The organism is Aeromonas sp. FDAARGOS 1415 (assembly GCF_019048365.1).
Classification (GTDB): domain Bacteria; phylum Pseudomonadota; class Gammaproteobacteria; order Enterobacterales; family Aeromonadaceae; genus Aeromonas; species Aeromonas taiwanensis.
The window spans coordinates 2,809,793-2,827,196 of record NZ_CP077363.1; the positions used below are offsets into that span (position 1 = coordinate 2,809,793).

The 17,404-nt window shown below is 63.5% G+C and carries 13 protein-coding genes and 2 tRNA genes; 9 read left to right on the forward strand and 6 right to left on the reverse strand.

Annotated features, from left to right (window positions below; genetic code table 11):
- Positions 1 to 99: 99 nt before the first annotated feature.
- A complete protein-coding gene (locus I6L45_RS13410; protein WP_043761819.1) occupies positions 100 to 378 on the reverse strand; it encodes a peptidylprolyl isomerase in 279 nt (92 codons plus the stop codon).
- 78 nt (positions 379 to 456) lie between these two features.
- Entirely contained in the window at positions 457 to 831 is a 375-nt protein-coding gene (locus I6L45_RS13415; protein WP_216982306.1) for a hypothetical protein, read from the reverse strand.
- 610 nt (positions 832 to 1,441) lie between these two features.
- Here I6L45_RS13415 and I6L45_RS13420 point away from each other — a divergent pair.
- Both I6L45_RS13420 and I6L45_RS13425 read left to right on the forward strand, forming a co-directional pair.
- Positions 1,442 to 3,142: an autotransporter assembly complex family protein gene (locus tag I6L45_RS13420; protein WP_281705668.1), complete on the forward strand. Its 1,701-nt coding sequence runs from the start codon at positions 1,442 to 1,444 to the stop codon at positions 3,140 to 3,142.
- 76 nt (positions 3,143 to 3,218) lie between these two features.
- Positions 3,219 to 7,097 (forward strand): translocation/assembly module TamB domain-containing protein, encoded by a 3,879-nt coding sequence (locus I6L45_RS13425; protein WP_216982307.1) that lies wholly within the window; start codon positions 3,219 to 3,221, stop codon positions 7,095 to 7,097.
- Positions 7,098 to 7,229: 132 nt separating this feature from the next.
- Here the strand turns inward: I6L45_RS13425 and I6L45_RS13430 are convergent.
- A tRNA-Tyr gene (locus tag I6L45_RS13430) sits at positions 7,230 to 7,314 on the reverse strand.
- Between the two features lie 31 nt (positions 7,315 to 7,345).
- Positions 7,346 to 7,430 (reverse strand) — tRNA-Tyr (locus I6L45_RS13435).
- Positions 7,431 to 7,556: 126 nt separating this feature from the next.
- On the opposite strand from I6L45_RS13435, the gene I6L45_RS13440 reads away from it, so the two are divergent.
- Positions 7,557 to 8,081 (forward strand): VC2046/SO_2500 family protein, encoded by a 525-nt coding sequence (locus I6L45_RS13440; protein WP_216982308.1) that lies wholly within the window; start codon positions 7,557 to 7,559, stop codon positions 8,079 to 8,081.
- 76 nt (positions 8,082 to 8,157) lie between these two features.
- On the opposite strand, the gene raiA is transcribed toward I6L45_RS13440, so the two are convergent.
- Positions 8,158 to 8,496, reverse strand: a complete 339-nt coding sequence (gene raiA, locus I6L45_RS13445) for a ribosome-associated translation inhibitor RaiA (RefSeq protein WP_134695504.1) — start codon at positions 8,494 to 8,496, stop codon at positions 8,158 to 8,160.
- Between the two features lie 388 nt (positions 8,497 to 8,884).
- Here raiA and I6L45_RS13450 point away from each other — a divergent pair, with 388 nt between their 5' ends.
- From I6L45_RS13450 to yciA, 5 genes are all read left to right on the forward strand, one after another.
- Positions 8,885 to 11,395, forward strand: coding sequence for a bifunctional diguanylate cyclase/phosphodiesterase (locus tag I6L45_RS13450; RefSeq protein ID WP_216982309.1), 2,511 nt, complete (start codon positions 8,885 to 8,887; stop codon positions 11,393 to 11,395).
- A gap of 84 nt (positions 11,396 to 11,479) precedes the next feature.
- Complete coding sequence (locus I6L45_RS13455) at positions 11,480 to 13,396, forward strand: transglycosylase SLT domain-containing protein (RefSeq protein WP_216982310.1); 1,917 nt, start codon at positions 11,480 to 11,482, stop codon at positions 13,394 to 13,396.
- A 178-nt stretch (positions 13,397 to 13,574) separates the two neighbouring features.
- Positions 13,575 to 14,573, forward strand: a complete 999-nt coding sequence (locus I6L45_RS13460) for a LacI family DNA-binding transcriptional regulator (RefSeq protein ID WP_216982311.1) — start codon at positions 13,575 to 13,577, stop codon at positions 14,571 to 14,573.
- Between the two features lie 246 nt (positions 14,574 to 14,819).
- Entirely contained in the window at positions 14,820 to 15,632 is an 813-nt protein-coding gene (locus I6L45_RS13465) for an NAD-dependent epimerase/dehydratase family protein (RefSeq protein ID WP_216982312.1), read from the forward strand.
- 143 nt (positions 15,633 to 15,775) lie between these two features.
- Positions 15,776 to 16,174, forward strand: coding sequence for an acyl-CoA thioester hydrolase YciA (gene yciA, locus I6L45_RS13470; protein ID WP_029314261.1), 399 nt, complete (start codon positions 15,776 to 15,778; stop codon positions 16,172 to 16,174).
- A gap of 6 nt (positions 16,175 to 16,180) precedes the next feature.
- On the opposite strand, the gene I6L45_RS13475 is transcribed toward yciA, so the two are convergent.
- Positions 16,181 to 16,405 carry a hypothetical protein gene (locus I6L45_RS13475; RefSeq protein WP_210548255.1) on the reverse strand — a complete coding sequence of 75 codons (225 nt, stop codon included), beginning with the start codon at positions 16,403 to 16,405 and terminating at the stop codon, positions 16,181 to 16,183.
- A gap of 111 nt (positions 16,406 to 16,516) precedes the next feature.
- Here I6L45_RS13475 and I6L45_RS13480 point away from each other — a divergent pair, with 111 nt between their 5' ends.
- Positions 16,517 to 17,362, forward strand: coding sequence for an endonuclease/exonuclease/phosphatase family protein (locus I6L45_RS13480; RefSeq protein WP_216982313.1), 846 nt, complete (start codon positions 16,517 to 16,519; stop codon positions 17,360 to 17,362).
- The last annotated feature ends 42 nt before the right edge of the window (positions 17,363 to 17,404 follow it).

Below are 17,404 nucleotides of genomic sequence, written 5' to 3' on the forward strand. Positions count from 1 at the left end.
ATCATATTGCTGCGGCATGTTGCCGCCCCGGGACGGGGCACGTCTGGGGGCGGGGCGCCAGCAAGCCGGCGTGGGCTGGAGCGATGCTCGGGCACGGTCTCAGCTGCGGTAGAGCACCTTGATCAGGTGAAAGCCGAACTTGGTGCGCACCGGCCCCAGGACCTTGAGCAGCTCCCCCTTGAAGACGGCGTCGTCGAAGGATTTGACCATGTCCCCCTTGGAGAACTCCCCCAGATCCCCGAAGCGCTTGCCGGACGGGCAGGTGGAGAAACGCTTGGCCATCTGGCCGAAGTCGGCACCCTTCTCGATCTTCTCCTTGATCTCCAGACACTGTTTCTCTGTCTTGACCAGGATGTGCTGGGCACAGGCTTTTTTCATCGGGAGGCTCCTCGGTGGCGGTAAAGGGGCGCAAGATTACTCCAAATGTGCGCCCGCGTCAGCCCTCGGTGTTCGGGCTCAGCCCCGGGCCCCGGCCGTCAGGCGTGCCCTGGGTCGGGACTGCCAGATAATCTCCAGCCCCAGCAGGGCATAGAGGCTCCAGATGGCCAGGGGATTGAGCCACTCGCCACCCATCTGCAGGGTGAGCAGGGCGCCGCCGACCAGCAGCAGCGACACCCCGGGCAGGCGCCAGTGGGCGGGCAGTGGCGCCAGCAGGGCCATGCCCAGCAGCAGGGCGAGGCCGAAGGGCAGGTTGAGGGCGGTGAAGGCCAGCGCCTGTTGACCGTTCATGCCGGTCAGCAGGGCCAGCAGGGCGCTGCAACAGGCCAGGAAGGTGATGAATTCGAGTCGGTCGGCGATGTAGTCAGCCAGTTGTTCGCTGCGTAAGGTCATGGTGTCTCTCCTGCGATGAATGGGATCAGTGTGAGGCAGGCGGCAGAGCAGTGGCAGCGGGATAAATCGATTGGATTGAACGAAGCTTTAGTGCCACCCATCAAGTTATTGATTTACACTTATTTTCCGGTTCAATAGCAGGCATGATGGCACTGGCGTCAGACGATGATGTCAAGTCGGGGAGGCGACGTCCCCTCGCAAAGTCCGGGGCGCTTCGACAGGAATTGTCGCGCTACTGAGGACGGCGAAGGTGGGATAGCCGTGCATGAACGCGGGCGGTGTGCACAGGATAAGCGTGTTTTTTATACGCTCCTTGCCGCAAGCGTGTGCAATCGGCTCGGCCCGGCCGGGGAAGCGCCTAGCGCGCCGCCGTTTAGGCCGCGATCCCGGGGAGAGGGCCGAGGCCTTGTTGGGGCCCTCCCGGGGGATTTCGCGACCCCGGTTGTGCTAGGATGGGCGAGTTTGGTCGGGGTGAGTCCCGCTATAGTTCTGAAGTTAACACTCTTTTAATCATGTTATTCGGGGAAATAGACGTTTGACAGGATGCTATCCTACTTCTCCTGCCGGGAGCACCGCATTCCGGCCATCCCGCCGTTACGGGGCCGGCGCCTTGCTGCTCGCCCTCTGCCTCTGGCTGCTGGCAACCCCCGCCCTGGCGGCCAAACTGACCTATCAGGTCAAGGGGGTAAAGGGGGAGCAGAAGGACAACGTCGAGGCCTACCTCAACGCCCTGCCCGTCTATCAGGAGCGCCAGTTCAGACCCGCCCGGGTCAAGATTACCGAGAGCGTGCAGAAAGCCCTCCAGGTCTATGGCTACTACCAGCCCAAGATCACCCTCAACCGCGACAAGAAATCCCCGGCCAGGGTCGTGATCGAGATCGAGCGGGGAGAGCCGGTGATTGTCTCGCGCCTCGACATTCTGCTGGAGGGGCAGGCGGGCAGCGACGAGGTCTACAGCGAGCTGCTGGACAAGCTGCCATTAAAAGAGGGGGATCCCCTCAACCACGGCAAGTACGAATCCATCAAGGCGGATCTGGGCAGCCTGGGGCTGGCACGGGGCTACTTTGACGCCAAGATCAGCAAGAGCCAGGTCAAGGTCTTCCCGGAGCAGGGCAAGGCGGAGATCTATATCCTGTTCCGCTCCGGCCCGCGCTACCACTTTGGCGAGATCCACTACGACGCGACGCCGGAGGCCCTGCGCCTGATCCGGCCGCTCGTCAACATCAAGAGTGGTGACCCCTACCTGGCGATCCGGCTGGCGGAGATGTCCCAGGATGTCTCCTCCACCAAGTTGTTCAAGCAGGTGGACATCAAGCCCCTCATCAGCCAGGCCGAGAACAACCTGGTGCCGGTGCAGGTGACCCTCAGCAACCGGGTCGACCACGAGATTGAGACGGGTATCGGCTACGCCACCGACGTGGGGCCGCGCCTGAGCGCCACCTGGGAGAAACCCTGGGTCAACCGTTACGGCCACAGCCTCTCCAGCACCGCCAAGATCTCGGCCCCGGAGGCGGAGCTGAGCTTCGACTACCAGATCCCGGTGGGCAACCCGCTGCGGGACTACTACTCCCTGCAGGCTGGCTACCAATACACCGACAACAACGATACCCGCTCCGATCTGGCCACCTTCGGCGTGCACCGCTGGAAGCGGCGGCCTGACAGCTGGGACAGGGACGTGTTCGTGCGGCTGGAGAACGAGCGCTATGTGCAGGGCACCGACGAGGGGAACAGTCTGCTGCTGATCCCCGGTGTCTCCTGGTCGCGGCTGCGGGTGCGCGGCGGCCTGGTGCCGGACTGGGGGGATCGCCAGCAGCTGACGGTGGAGTTCTCCAGCCCCTATTGGGGGTCCGACATCAACTTCATGCGGGTGTGGGGGCGCAGCAAGTGGCTGCGCACCCTGGGGGAGGATCACCGCTTCCTGATGCGGGTCGAGCAGGGGGCCATCGTCGGGGATGACTTCTCCCTGGTGCCCCCTTCATTGCGTTTCTTCACCGGTGGCGACCAGACCATCCGCGGCTACGGCTACGAGACCGTCTCGCCGCGGGACGAGGAGGGCAAGCTCACCGGGGGCCGCTACACCAGCGTGGGCAGCCTGGAATACAACTACCGCTTCAGCGACAAGTGGCTCGGCGCCCTGTTCGTGGATGGGGGGACCGCCACCGTCGACTACAGCGAGGCCTGGAAGATAGGCACCGGGGTCGGGGTGCGCTGGGTGACCCCCATCGGCCAGGTCAGGCTGGACTTGGCGGTGGGCATCTCCGAAGAAGACAAGCCGCTGCGGCTGCACTTCGCACTGGGGCCTGAATTATGATCCGGTGTGAACGCGCTTCTTCTCTTCATTCTCTTTTCTGGCCGCTGCGGCTGAGCTTCTTGCTGGGGTCTGCATCGTGATCTGGGTAAAACGCATCGTCTTGTGGCTCATGGGCCTCATCTTCCTGCTGCTCATCGGCGTCAGCCTGCTGGGCTTCACCCACCAGGGCAACAAGTGGCTATGGCAGCAGGCCAGATCCGCACTCCCTTCCCTCAAGGGGGAGCTGGTGGCGGGCCAGCTCGGCTATGGCTGGACCCTGGAAGGGGTCGGCTGGCAGGACGAACTGGTGGACGTCACGGTCGAGCGTGCCGTGCTCGACTGGGATCTGGGCAAGCTCTTGCAGGGCAAGCTCTGGATCAAGTCCCTGGCGGTCACCCACCCCGTGGTCAAGGTCGCCGACTCGGAACCTGCGCCGGAAGAGCCGTCAGAACCCTTCGTCTGGCGCCCGTTGCCGCTCAAGATCCAGATAGACAGCCTCCAGGTGGCCGACCTCGATCTGGCCGTGCCCGGCGTGGCGGTGGCCCTCAAGGATCTGGAGATAGGCGCCACCCTGGATCGCAAGGGACTGATCGTGCGCGGGCCCGTGCTCGATGGCCTTAGCGTGGCCCTGGCAGAGAGCGCGGTTGCCGAAAACAAGGCGGCAGAGAGCAAGCCAGCCGATAGCAAGCCAGCCGATAGCAAGGCGCCACAGCAAGCCACACCGGCCGTCTCGGGCGCCGCGAGCACCGCGCCTTCCAAGGACGAGACCAGGGTGGCCAGGAGCTCGCCCACAGAGGGCAAGCCCAGCCAAGCTGACTACAAGGGGAAGGCTCTCCCTGCCAAGCCCGAGCCCAGCACGCCCGAAGCCATAGCCCTGCCCGCCATCCGCCTGCCTTTCCCCGTCCAGCTGGAAGGGGTGGCGCTGACCCGGGTGCGCTACCAGCAAGGAGAGCTGGTGGAGGGGCTCGACAAGCTGCTGCTGTCGGCCAGTGCCCTGGAGGAGCGCATCGACATCCGGGAGCTCTCCCTGCGCCATGCCATGGCGGATCTGGCCCTGAGCGGTCATGTGCGCCTGGTCGATGACTATCCCCTTTCCCTGACCCTGGATGCCAAGGGCCGCAAGGGACTCAAGCCGTGGGAGCTCGATACCGAGCAGGCGACCCTCCAGCTGGATGGCTCAGTGGGCAAGCTGGCGCTGGCCCTGCAAGCCAAGGGGCCGGTGAGTGCGAATATCAAGGGCACGCTGGCAGCGCTGGATCCCGAGCTGCCCTTCGATCTGGCCCTCGACTGGAAGCGCCTATCCTGGCCGCTGCACAAGCCGGCCAAGGATGAACCCAGCTACCGGCTGGACAAGGGGACCCTGAGCGCCAAGGGCAAGCTCTCCGGCTACCGGTTTGCCCTCGAGACCGCGGGCAAGGGCACCGATGTGCCGCCCTTCAAGATCGCGCTGGAAGGGAAGGGGGATCTGGAGCGACTCAGCAAGATCGCCTTGCGGCTCAATGCCCTCAAGGGGGAGCTCAAGCTGGACGGCAAGCTGGCCTGGAGCAAGGGAGTCCAGTGGCAGGGCAACGCCGAATTCAAGGGGATCAACCCGGCCGAGCTGGTGCCCGAGACCGAAGGGGCGCTGGCGGGCAAGATAGCGAGCCGCTTCGAGCTTGACGAGACGGGTCACTGGCAGCTGGCACTGCCCGAGCTCAAGGTCGATGGCAAGCTCAATCAGTATCCCCTGGCCCTGCAGGGGCAGCTCAGCGGCAACGACAAGATGGAGTGGATCATCCCGGCCCTGGCGCTGCAAAGCGGCCCCAACCGGCTGCAGGCCAGGGGGTCGCTCACGGCCCAGGCCTGGAAGCTGGATGCGGATCTGGATGCGCCCAAGCTCGGGGGCATCTACCCCGGTCTTGGCGGGGACATCAAGGGCCAGGTGCGGGTCACCGGCAGCCAGCAGGCGCCGCGGGTGAATGTGGATCTGGCGTCGAGCCGCCTCTCCTATGCGGGGACAGTGCTCAAGGAGACGGCCATCAAGGGCAATGCCCTGGTGGGGGACAAGCCTGCGGGCGAGCTGGCGGTGACGGTGGCGAGCCTGGTGCAGGGCAGCACCGCCCTCTCCCAGATGGCCCTGAACCTGAATGGCGATCTCGACCGTCACGGGCTCACCTTGACCATGAAGGGGGATCCGGTGGCCGCCGATCTGCGCCTGAGCGGCAGCCTGCGCGGGGATCGCTGGCGTGGCTCCCTCTCCGAGCTCAAGCTGAAGACCCCGCTCAAGCGCTGGTCGCTGACGGCGCCCTGGGCCCTGGACCTGGATTTGCCGAAGCAGCAGCTGACCATGGGGGATCTCTGCCTCGGCTCCCAGGGGGCCAGCCTGTGCGTCAAGGGCAGCCGGGTAGCACCGGCCCAGGGCAGCCTGGAGTTTGCCCTGAGCGCGTTCGATCTCAAGCGGCTGCGTCCCTGGTTGCCTGACAACTTCCGCTGGCAGGCGGTGCTCTCCGCCGATGGGCGTGCCAGCTGGCGCGGCAGCCAGCCAACCCTGCACGCCACCGTGCGCACCACGCCGGGCACCTTCGTGGCTGACGATCTCAAGACCGATTACCAGCGCCTGGAGCTGGGGGTGGACTTCGAGCGCCAGCAGGCCGCCATCCGGGTCGATTTCGCGTCCCAGCAGATCGGCAACATCGACACCGATCTGCTCATCCGGGATCCCGCCGGGCGCGGCAACCTCTCGGGACAACTCAGGTTCGATGACCTCAAGCTGACTACCTTCGCCCCTCTCATCCCCGAGGTGCGCTCCCTGCAGGGGATCATCTCGGCGGATGCCCGCTTCGACGGCACCCTGGCCACCCCGCTGCTGTTCGGGGAGCTGAACCTGCGGGAGGGGGAGGTGCAAACCCACTCCGACATGGTGACCCTCTCAAAGCTGGTGACCCGTCTCAAGATAAACGGCAACCGGGCTGAGCTCGACGGCTCCATGATGGTCGGCAAGGGGCCGCTGGCGCTGGGGGGCTGGCTGAGCTGGGCCAAGCAGCCCGTCACCGGCAGTCTCACCATCCAGGGCAAGGATCTGGAGGCCCAGTATCCGGGCATGGGTCGCGTCAGGGTGACCCCCGACATCGCCATCACCCTGGGTGAGGAGACCCGGATCAGCGGTCAGGTGGACATTCCCTGGTCGCGCATCCTGGTCAAGACTCTGCCCGAGAGCGCGGTGGCGGTCTCCGATGACGTGACCGTCATCTACGAGGACATGCCGCCGCTGCCCAAGGCGGAGCCGCTGCCCATGGAGATCAAGCTGGCCATTCGCCTCGGCGACGATGTCCGGCTGGAGGCCATGGGGCTCAAGACCAAGGTGACGGGGGCGCTCAATATTCGCCAGGATCCGTCCAAACCACTCTCCGGCAACGGTCAGCTGGAGCTAAAGGACGGGCGCTTCAAGGCCTACGGCCAGAACCTCATCATCAAGGAAGGCAGGATCACCTTCTCCGGCCCCATCGATCAGCCCTATCTCAACATCGAGACCTACCGGGATCCTGACACCATAGAGGACAACGTGACCGTGGGGGTGCGGGTGACCGGACCGGCCGCCAAGCCGAAGATCACCGTCTATTCCGAGCCGCAGATGGCGCAGTCCGAGCAGCTCTCCTACCTGTTGCGGGGCAAGGGGTTGCAGACCAGCGGTGAGGATGGCGGCTTCAACGGTCTGCTGGTGGCGGGGGCCGTGAGCCAGGCGAGCGGGGTCGTCTCCAGTATCGGGGAGTCCCTCGGCATGAGCGATGTGTCGCTCGACACCGCCGGGAGCGGGGATGACACCCAGGTGACATTGTCGGCCTACCTGCTGCCCGGCCTGCAGTTCCAGTACGGGGTCGGGGTGTTCAGCCCCATCGCCGAGTTCAAGCTGCGCTACGAGCTGATGCCCAGGCTCTACCTGCAGGCCATGAGCGGGGTGGCCCAGGCGGTGGACATCTTCTATCGCTTCACCCTGTGAGCGAGTCATGACGAGACGGGAGGCCTGGCCTCCCGTTTTTTTATGTCCCGGGCGCGAAGGCCGGTACATGGGGAACAAGCCAGGGAAGCGAAAAAGCGAAAACCCGGCACGAGGCCGGGTTTTCTTGAATGATGGTGGAGGGAGAAGGATTCGAACCTTCGAAGGCAGAGCCGTCAGATTTACAGTCTGATCCCTTTGGCCGCTCGGGAACCCCTCCACGGGGTATTGCCTGATTGTGCGCACTTGAATGGTGGAGGGAGAAGGATTCGAACCTTCGAAGGCAGAGCCGTCAGATTTACAGTCTGATCCCTTTGGCCGCTCGGGAACCCCTCCCCAAGTGCGAGGCGCATACTAACAGATCTGTCGCGCTTGTGAACCCCCGGGCAAGGATTTTTAATGCTTAAAGGATCGGGTTGATGGCCGATAAGCAATGAAACCCTTATTTCCAAGATTTATCTTATGCTGCCCAGTGCAATCCGTGACCGATGGCTCGTCGATGAAACCCAGTTGGGGCAACGGCTCAACCAGGATCTCCGCCTGGGGGACAGGGCCGACTTCAGGCTGCACCTGGCGCTGCTGACCGATGCGGTGGAGGAGCAACCCTGGTTTGACGACACGCCCAGGGCGCAGGCCGCAGAGAAGTCGTGGCGCGCCCGCTTCGGCCTGATGCCGCAAGCGGCCCTGGAAGGGGCAGGGGACGAGAGCGGAGCCGGCGCCATCAACGAGCGATTGCAGCAGGGGGGGAGCATGGTGGATGTCAGGCTGTGGCTGGCGCTGCGAACGCCTCCGCTGGTGAGCAAGACGCCGGCGCTGGCCCCCGCCGTCTATGACAACCTCTCGGCGCTGGGGCGTGCACGCTGGCAGGGAAGGCAGGCGGCAAGCCCGATGAATGCCGAGCCCAGGGGGGAGGCGCCCCTGCTCATGTTGCCACTGCTCGATGAGCTCTCGCGCGGGGTAGATGCCCGGCTGCGCTGGTTGGGATGAGGGAGGCCAGGATGGCAGGATGCAAAAAGGCGGGATAACCCGCCTTTTGCTCGATGAATGCTGTGATGGAGAGGGATCAGGCGTCCGCTTCATCCGGTTCGGTCTGAGGGACTTCCTTGCCGGTGGCACGGCGGGCGAGGGGTTTCTCCGTGTGACGGTTGAGCTGGCGTTCCAGCTTCTGGCCCAGATCCGTGATGGCGGCATAGAGATCCTCATGCTCTGCCTGGGCAAACAGTTTGCCGTTGGGAATGCCGGCGGTGGCTTCGACGATATACATCAAACGCTCTTTGGAGATGATCACATGGGGTGTGATAAGAGGCACCTGAAGACGCTCGAGCTTTTCAAAACGGGATTCAATGCGCTCGCGGATGGCTGGGGTGATGTCAATGATTTTGCTGGTCATTTCAATTTTCATATTGGCCCCCTTCGGGTCGTCTTGCTTGTGTCTTCACCCTCAGATTACCTATGTGGCCAAATCAAAGTGTGATCTGTGTCACGAAATATTCCCCAGAGGATCCCGCACCACCCAAATTGTGAGCTTTTCCCGTTTCATGCCAAAAACCGCTTGAGCTCAGTGAAACAGGCAGGCAGTATCAGTGAATAGGATCGTTTCTGTCCCCCCTGGCAGCGCCTTGTGTCGACCCGATATCTGGTTTTAGCCGCACCGTCTCGCATTTTCTCGACCCACATCGCATTATCCCATCGCAGAAGATTGCCATGCGCCCGTGGAGATATGCCCGTGAACGGATATGCTTTCCTGCACGTGTCGGGGGGATGACGTGGTTGTAGTGTCGGAGTCGTCAATGAAGCAACAAGCCACCCAGATGATGTGGTTTTATGATCGGCAGCATGAGCAGTGGAGCCTGTCGGATCATCTCTCTTGTGAGCCCTGGACTGGTGAGGGGTCTCATCCCTGGGCCGGACAGCTACTGCGGGAAGATGACGCGGGTTTTACCGATTTTCTCGCCAGACTCCACGACTCCGGTCAACCCGGCCAGTTTATCGGCCACCTCTGTGACGACGCTGGCAATGTGCACCATGTGCTCTGGTATGGTCAGTATGTGCCGACCCAGCGGCTTTGCTGTGGCTGGCTGGCCCCGCTCGAGATGCTTCATCGCGAGATGAACCGTGCCGAGCCTGCCGCCGGGATGGCCCCGCCGATGCCCCAGCTGCAGGCCCCCCTGCTGGCCAAGCTGGCACAGGCGCTCTCCGCCAAGACCGGGCTCGACTTCTGCCAGACCCTGGTCAATGAACTCGCTCATATCCTGGGGGCCGATGCGGTCTGGCTGACGGAGCGGGTCGGCCTCGACCGGCTGCGTGTGCTGGCGAGCCACGGCATGGATGTCAAGGAGTACGCCCTGGCCGACATGCCCTGCCAGCAGCTCTATCGTCAGGGGGCCGCGAGTACTTCCCCCCTTAGCGAGCCCATGGGCGAGGGCTATTGCCTGCCGCCCGGCCAGCACTATTACGCCCAGCCTCTGCTGGATCGCGGTGGCCAGATCCTGGGGCACCTTGCCCTGCTGTTTCCGAGCCAGACCCGGACCGCCGATCTGGGCTCCGTGCTGACCATCTTCTCGGTGCGCATGGTGGCGGAGCTGGAGCGGCTGCAGAGCGATGCCCTGATGCGGTTGTCGGCTGTGGCGTTCGAGACCCATGAAGGCATCATCATCACGGACCCCGACTTCAAGATCCTGCGGGTCAATTACGCCTTCAGCCAGATCACCGGCTTCGACAGCCAAGGGGTGATCGGCCTGCACCTGGGCAATGACCTCTGGTCCGGGTTGGGCTACGAGCTCAATGCCCTCGACCGCTGGCAGGGGGAGACCCTGCGTCTGCACGCCGATGGCCGCAGCTATCCCCAGTGGGAGATAGTCACCCCGGTTCAGGACGACAAGGGGGGCATCAGCCACTACGTCATCTTCTTCGAAGACATCTCCGAGCGTAAGGCGGCGGAGCGTCGCATCCAGGATCTCGCCTACTACGACGAACTGACCGGCCTGCCCAACCGGCGCCAGCTGCACGAAACCCTGGCGCAGGCGTTTGCGGAGGCGAGCCGGGATCACCTCATCGGCGCCCTGCTGTTCATCGATCTCGACCACTTCAAGACCATCAACGACTCCCTCGGCCACGCCACTGGCGACTGGCTGCTCAAGGAGGTGGCCAGCCGGCTCAAGCGGCTGGTGCGCCAGGGGGATTGCCTCGCCAGGCTGGGGGGGGACGAGTTCGTGCTGCTGTTGCCGGCGCTCTCCATCAGCCCGCCCCAGGCAGAGATGCAGGCCGACCTCATCGCGGAGCGGCTCATCGGGGAGATTGCCGCTCCCTACAGCTATGGGGGGCAGGTGCTGCACATCGGGGCCAGCGTGGGCATCACGCTCTTCCCAGGCCGGGAGCAGGAGGCGGGGGATCTGCTCAAGCAGGCCGATACCGCCATGTACCAGGCCAAGTCGGCGGGGCGCAAGACCCGGCGCTTCTTCGATGCCTCCATGCAGCTGCAGGCGGACCGGCGCCTGCTCATTCACAACGAGCTGCGCAGCGCACTGGACAACCATGAACTGACCCTTCACTACCAGCCCCAGCACATGGTGGAGGGAGGGGACATCATCGGTGTCGAGGCCCTGATCCGCTGGCAGCCGCCGGGCCGGGCCCTGGTCTCCCCCGCGGAGTTCATCCCCATCGCCGAAGAGACGGATCTCATCGTCGATATCGGCAACTGGGTGCTGCACGAGGCCTGCACCCAGTATGTCTCCTGGGAGGAGAACGGGATCCACGTCCCCCAGCTGTCGGTCAACGTCAGCGCCAAGCAGTTCCATGCCCCGGATTTCGTCGATCGCATCCATGATGTACTAGCCTCCACCGGCATGGATCCGGCGAGCCTGAACCTGGAGATCACCGAATCCGTGGTGCTCGGCCACGCGGAGGACACCATCAGCAAGATGGCCGAGCTCAAGACCCTGGGCATCAGCTTCGCCATCGACGACTTCGGCGCGGGCTACTCTTCCCTGAGCTATCTCAAGCGACTGCCGGCCGATGAGCTCAAGATCGACCGATCCTTCATCCAGGACATCCCCAAGGATGGCGACAACATGGCCATCGTGGAGGCGGTGATCGCCATGGCCCGTCACATGGGCTTCAACGTGACGGCGGAGGGGGTGGAGTCGCGCCAGCAGCTGGAGTTCCTGCAGGCGCAGGGCTGCCATTTCTACCAGGGATACCTTGCCTCCAAGCCGCTACCCGTCCCCTATCTGGAGCGCTATGTCAGCCGGCTGACCCGCAGCGAACGCCTCGCGGTTGTCGACAAAAATAGTGTGGCGTAGCCCCGGGGCTTAGCGGGTAGAATGAAGGTATGTCACCACCGCCAGCGGGCGGTGGTCGTGCCTTTGTAAGGGAGAATGCCATTCGTGAAAGCCGTGCAGGGAATCATCTTATCGGCACTGTGCGTGCCAGGGCTCGTGGCACCCGTCTTTGCGCAGACCATGGAGCAGTCCCTCTATCGCCAGGCCTATGACGCGGTGCGTGCCAACGATCAGGCCGCCTTCAACCAGATCCGCGCCCGTCTGACTCACTATCCGCTGCTGCCCTATCTGGATTACTACCAGCTCGCCTTCCGGCCGGGGGCGGCAGACTACAACGACGTGACCCGTTTCATCCGCCAGCACGGAGACACGCCCCAGTCCAACCGGCTGGAGCGCAGCTATCTCACCTACCTGGCCCAGAGCCAGCAGTGGTCCCAGTTCCTGCGCTTCTACCCGGCCAAGCCGAGCTCCACCGATCTGCTCTGCCAGCATTATCAGGCCCGCTACTACACGGGACACAAGAGTGAAGCGCTGCAGGAGGCCGGCAAGCTCTGGCTGAGCGGCCAGTCCAGGCCCGATGCCTGCGATCCCCTGTTCCAGCTCTGGCAGCAGTCGGGGTTGAAGACCCAGGAGAAGATCTGGCAGCGCATGAACCTGGCTTTTGAGGCACAGAATGCGAATTTGATCCGCCACCTGGGGGCCCAGCTCGGCAGCGGCATGAAGGCGTACGGTGATCAGATGATCGCCCTGTTTGACCAACCCGCGAGGGCGATGAACCCGGCCAACTTCAGTGCAACGGCGCCATCGCGGCAACTGCTCTCCCTGGGGCTGGCGCGCTATGCGAACCAGGAGCCCGAGGCGGTCCTGCGCCAGCTGGGGGAGATGACCCGCCGCTTCGGCCTGAACCACGCAGAGGTGACCCGGGTGGAGAAGGCAGCCGCTCGCCGCCTGCTGCTCGACCGGGCCATTGTCCAGCGCAACTGGCTGGATGGTGCCCTGGTGCGCTTCAACGATGCCGAGCTGATGGAGCTGCGTGCGCGCCTGGCTGTCTGGGAGCAGGACTGGCGCGGGCTCGAGGGCTGGGTCAAACGGCTGCCCATGGGGCTGCAGAAGGAAGATCGCTGGCGCTACTGGATGGCGCGCTCGCTGGAGAAACAGGGGCGGCAGAAACCGGCACGGGATCTCTATCTCGAGACCGCCAATCTGCGTGGTTTCTATGGCTTCATGGCGGCCCAGCGCACCGGCGTGCCCTATCGCATCAAGAACCAGAGCGTGGCGCACAAGGTGCCGGACTGGCGCACCGCCAGCCACCGCTGGCCCTTCCTGCTGCGGGTGCGCGAGCTGCTGGCGATGAACGAGATCACGGCGGCCCGCTCGGAGTGGATTCACAACATGGATCGCAACAGCGTGCCCCAGCGCCTCGAATTCGGCCACATCGCCCTCAACCAGGGGTGGCACGAGCTGGCGATCCTCTCCAGCATCCGGGCGGAAGCCTGGGATGCGCTGGACCTGCGTTTCCCGCTGCCGCTCAAGCGTACCTTCTCCCAGATGGCTCAGGAGCGGACCATGAACACCAGCCTGCTCTACGCCATCTCCCGCCAGGAGAGCGCGCTCTACCCGCTGGCGCAGTCGCCGGTCGGGGCGCGTGGCCTGATGCAGCTGATGCCGGCCACCGCCAGGGAGACCGCGAGCAAGCTGGGGGTCCCCTATCGCAACGAGCAGCAACTGTTCGATCCGGCCATGAACATTCGCCTCGGCAGCGCCTACCTCAAGCGCCTGCTGGACGTGTATGACGGCAACCGGATCCTGGCGGCGGCGGCCTACAACGCCGGCCCCGGTCGGGTGAAGCGCTGGCGCGAGCAGAGCGACAACAAGCCGATGGATGTCTGGGTGGAGAGCATTCCCTATCGGGAGACGCGCAACTATGTCCAGAACGTGCTCTCCTTCGACCTTATCTATCAGCACAAGCTGCAGCAGCCCCTGCGCTTCATGTCGGAACGCGAGCTGAATCACGCCTATTGAGTTCGGAGGCAGCCGTTGTCGCGGCTGCCTCCCATTCTGGCTTCAGAATGGTTATTATCCCCTAAGATTTTGTTACAAAAAGAAACCTGCCGGGTGATCGGGCACCGCGTCTTGGGCTGGCAGGTTCGATACAATGCCCGATTAACACAGACAGGCTTGTCCAACAAAGGAATCGAGAGTGGCAACGATCAAAGATGTGTCTCAGCTGGCGAATGTCTCCATTTCGACAGTGTCTCGAGTGATCAACAACACGGCACAGGTAGCGCCAGAGAAGCGCGAGGCCGTACTCGCGGCCATGAAGGAGCTCAGCTTTCGTCCGAACAGCTTCGCCCAGGCCCTGGTGAGCAAACGTTCCAACTGCATCGGCGTGCTGGTCGGGGATCTGTGTGGTGGCCCCTTCTTCGCCCAGATGATGCGTGGCATCGAGAGCATGGTCGACAAGGCGAACAAGTTCACCATCGTCGTCTCCGGCAACCACGATGCCGCGAGGGAACGTCACGCCATCCATGCGCTGCTGCAACGCCAGTGCGACGCCCTGATCCTGCACAGCAAGGCGCTGCCTGACGAAGAGCTCAGCGAGCTGGCATCGGGCACGACCCCCATCGTCTTCATCAACCGCCAGGTACCGGGCTGCGAAGATCGCTGTGTCTGGCTGGACAACCAGGCGGGCATCACCACGGCTTGCCAGCATCTGCTGGATGCGGGCCATCGCAAGATCGCCTTTGTCACGTCCGATGACGAGGAGTTCGTCGATGGTCAGCAGCGGATGGCCGGTTATCGCTTCGCCCTGAAACGGGCAGGTATCGAACTGGATCAAGCTCTCATCGGTCGCGCCTACGCCGACGAGAAGGGCGGTTATGTGGCCATGAGCGAACTGCTGTCGCGCGGCGTCGAGTTCACCGCCGTTCTGGGCTTCAACGACGCCATGGTGGCGGGTGCCATCTCCTGTCTGCTGGAACGCGGTTACAAGATCCCCCAGCAGGTGTCGGTGGTGGGGTTCGATGACATCCCCTATGCCCGTTACATCTATCCCAAGCTCACCACGGTGCGCTACCCCATCGAAGAGATGGGGGAGCGGGCGGCCGAGCTGGCCCTGCGCCTGCTGGATCACAAGCCGGTCGAGGGGTTGGCACTCAAGTTCGAGGCAGAACTGGTTCGGCGGGAATCGGTGGCCTGAGCCATCAAGTTGGCCCCGGGCGGGTCGGCTTTTTTGCTAAAGAGTGAAAGCGCTTTCAGAAATCCTTTTCAACTGTGATCCGCTTCAAAGCTTTTTACCAGCGCTGCCACTAGGATAGGCCCACGAATTAGGAGCGTGCGCTCCCGATTTTCCCGCTGTGGGAGGTAACCGGTTTATCCGGCTATTTCCTTCGTTACTTTCGACGGTCATCATAGGATGGCCGTTTTTTTTTGTCAGGATTTTGCAATGACGAACGAACATGAGTACCAGACGGGGATCCTGGGGGCCGGCTGGCTGGGGCTGCCGCTGGCAAGGGCGCTTCAGGCGTCGGGCCAGCGGGTCGTGGTGACGGTCAGCTCCGCCGAAAAGGCCGAGCAGCTGCGAGGGGAGGGTATCGCGGCCTGGCCGCTGCTGCTTGCCCCCGAGATGGGGGCGCTGCCTTTTCGCTGCCATGATCTGGTGATCTGCGTACCGCCGAGCAAGACTCCGGATTATCCGGCCTCGGTGGCCCGTCTGTGTCAGCAGGCGAGGGAGGCGGGCATTCGGCGGGTGCTGTTCATCAGCGCCACCTCGGTGTGGTCGCCCGGCCAGACCGAAGAGGAGACCCCCGAGCCTTCGCATGAGCGGGGCGCGCGGATGCGTGCGGCCGAGCTCGCGGTGCTGGGCGGGGGCTTTGCCTGCGCCATGATACTGCGCCCGGCCGGTCTCTATGGCCCGGAGCGCCATCCGGGGCGGTTTCTCGCCGGCAAGACGCTGACGGGAGGCGGTCAGGCGGTCAATCTGGTGCACCTGGACGATGTGGTGGCCGCCTGCCAGCTGATGCTGGCAAAGGGGCAGGATGGGGAGGCCTATAACCTGAGCGCCCCTGTCCACCCGCGCCGGGAGCAGCTTTATCCCTTCGCAAGCCGTCTGCTTGGGCTTGTACCACCGCAGTTCATCGAGCCGGCGGGGGACTTTCTCCCCATCGAGGGGCAGCACATCTGCCAGCGGCGCGGTTTCGTCTACCGCTGGCCGGATCCGGCCCACTGGTTTGCCGAACAGGGGACCCGGCAGGGTTGAATAGAGTGGGCTCCAATGTGATCCCATTTTTCCGGTGCAGGAGGACGCGAGCCAGGCGGGGTGCGGGCTTCGGGGGGAATTGAGGTTTGCCAAGGGCGGGATCGCCCCCTATCATGCCGCCATCCATGATAAAGAGAGCGGTAATGATGGAAGAGACCAAGCGTCACCCCGATGGGGAACTGTTGCTGAGAACCCTGGCGATGCCAGCCGATACCAACCCCAATGGCGATATCTTCGGCGGGTGGATCATGTCCCAGATGGATATAGGGGGGGGCATCATGGCCAAGGAGCTGGCAAAAGGACGCATCTGTACCGTCTCGGTGGAGGGGATGACCTTCCACAGTCCGGTCAAGGTGGGGGACGTGGTGTGCTGCTACGGACGCTGCCTCAAGATTGGTCGCAGCTCCATGCGCCTCAAGCTGGAGGTCTGGGTCAAGCCGGTACTGCGGGAGAACGAAGCCCAGCGATACTGCGTGACCGAGGGGGTATTTACCTACGTGGCCATCGACGATCAGGGTAAATCCCGTCCTGTCCCGGTCTGAGGCGGCTTAGATCAGCCGGGCATTGATGATGGATATTTCCTGCTCAAGCCCGGTTTTTTGCCGTATCATGCGCTCCAGCATCTCTTCCGAGCCGACACACTGCTTGGTGTCAAACAGGCAGAGATCGCACTGGGGATCCCGCCTGATCTGATAGACGGTGGAGAGCTCCACTTGATGACAAGTTCCTTGTTGATCGTAAAATGTCACGCGGTACTGATGCTGTCTCGCCATGGCGGGATCCCTCGTGGATGAGTCGGGCCGGACACGAATAATGAGACTAGTTGGCGATCATGATCTCTGTGCGGATCATGGCGTCTTGCAGAGGCAGGTGGTTGTTAGCCAATGAAAAATAGTTATCGGATTCTGGGGACCTCCCTGCTGACATTGGGACTGGTCGGTTGTTTCGAGGTGCCGGATCAGGACCATCTGGTCACGGCCGCGGGCATAGTGCCCGGCGCTCACTGCGACCGTCCTCCGCTGGTGGCGCTCGCCACCACCGCCTTGCCCCGGGAGTTCGGCATCACCGTCTGGAATCTTTACAAGGGACAGCGCAAGAACTGGCAGGAGGGGCTGGACGAGTACGCCAAATCCCGGGATCTGGTGCTGTTGCAGGAGTCGGCGACCCGACCCGAGATGCTGGACTGGCTGAGGCGAGGCGACTTCCAGTGGCAGCAGCTGCAGGCCTTCACCCAGGGGGGCGTCTCCTTCGGCGTCATGACGGTCGCCAAAACGCCTCAGGCCTTTGTCTGTGGCGTGCGCTCCCCCGAGCCGCTGCTGCGCATCCCCAAATCTGGTCTGGTCAGCCTCTACCCCCTGCAGGGTGACCCCGATGGCGTGCTGGTGGTGAACCTCCACGCGGTCAACTTCGAGTTGGGGATGGCCACCTTCCGGGAGCAGCTCAACGATCTGACCGCCCTGGTCCATCGCCATCAGGGGCCCGTCATCCTGGCCGGGGATTTCAACACCTGGAGCGACAAACGCGAATTCTGGCTGAACAAGCTGGTGGGGGAGCTCGGCCTGCAGGAGGCCATCCCGGTGCCTGACTTGCGCCGTACCGCCTTCGGCCGTCCGCTGGATCACCTCTATTACCGCAATCTGGATCTGGTGGAGGTGAGCTCGCCGGCCACCGACGCCTCGGATCACAACCCCATACTGGCGCGATTCGCGGCCCAGGCCATCACCCCCTGACGGGGCCGGATGGCAGGTAAAAAAATACCCCGCACCAGGCGG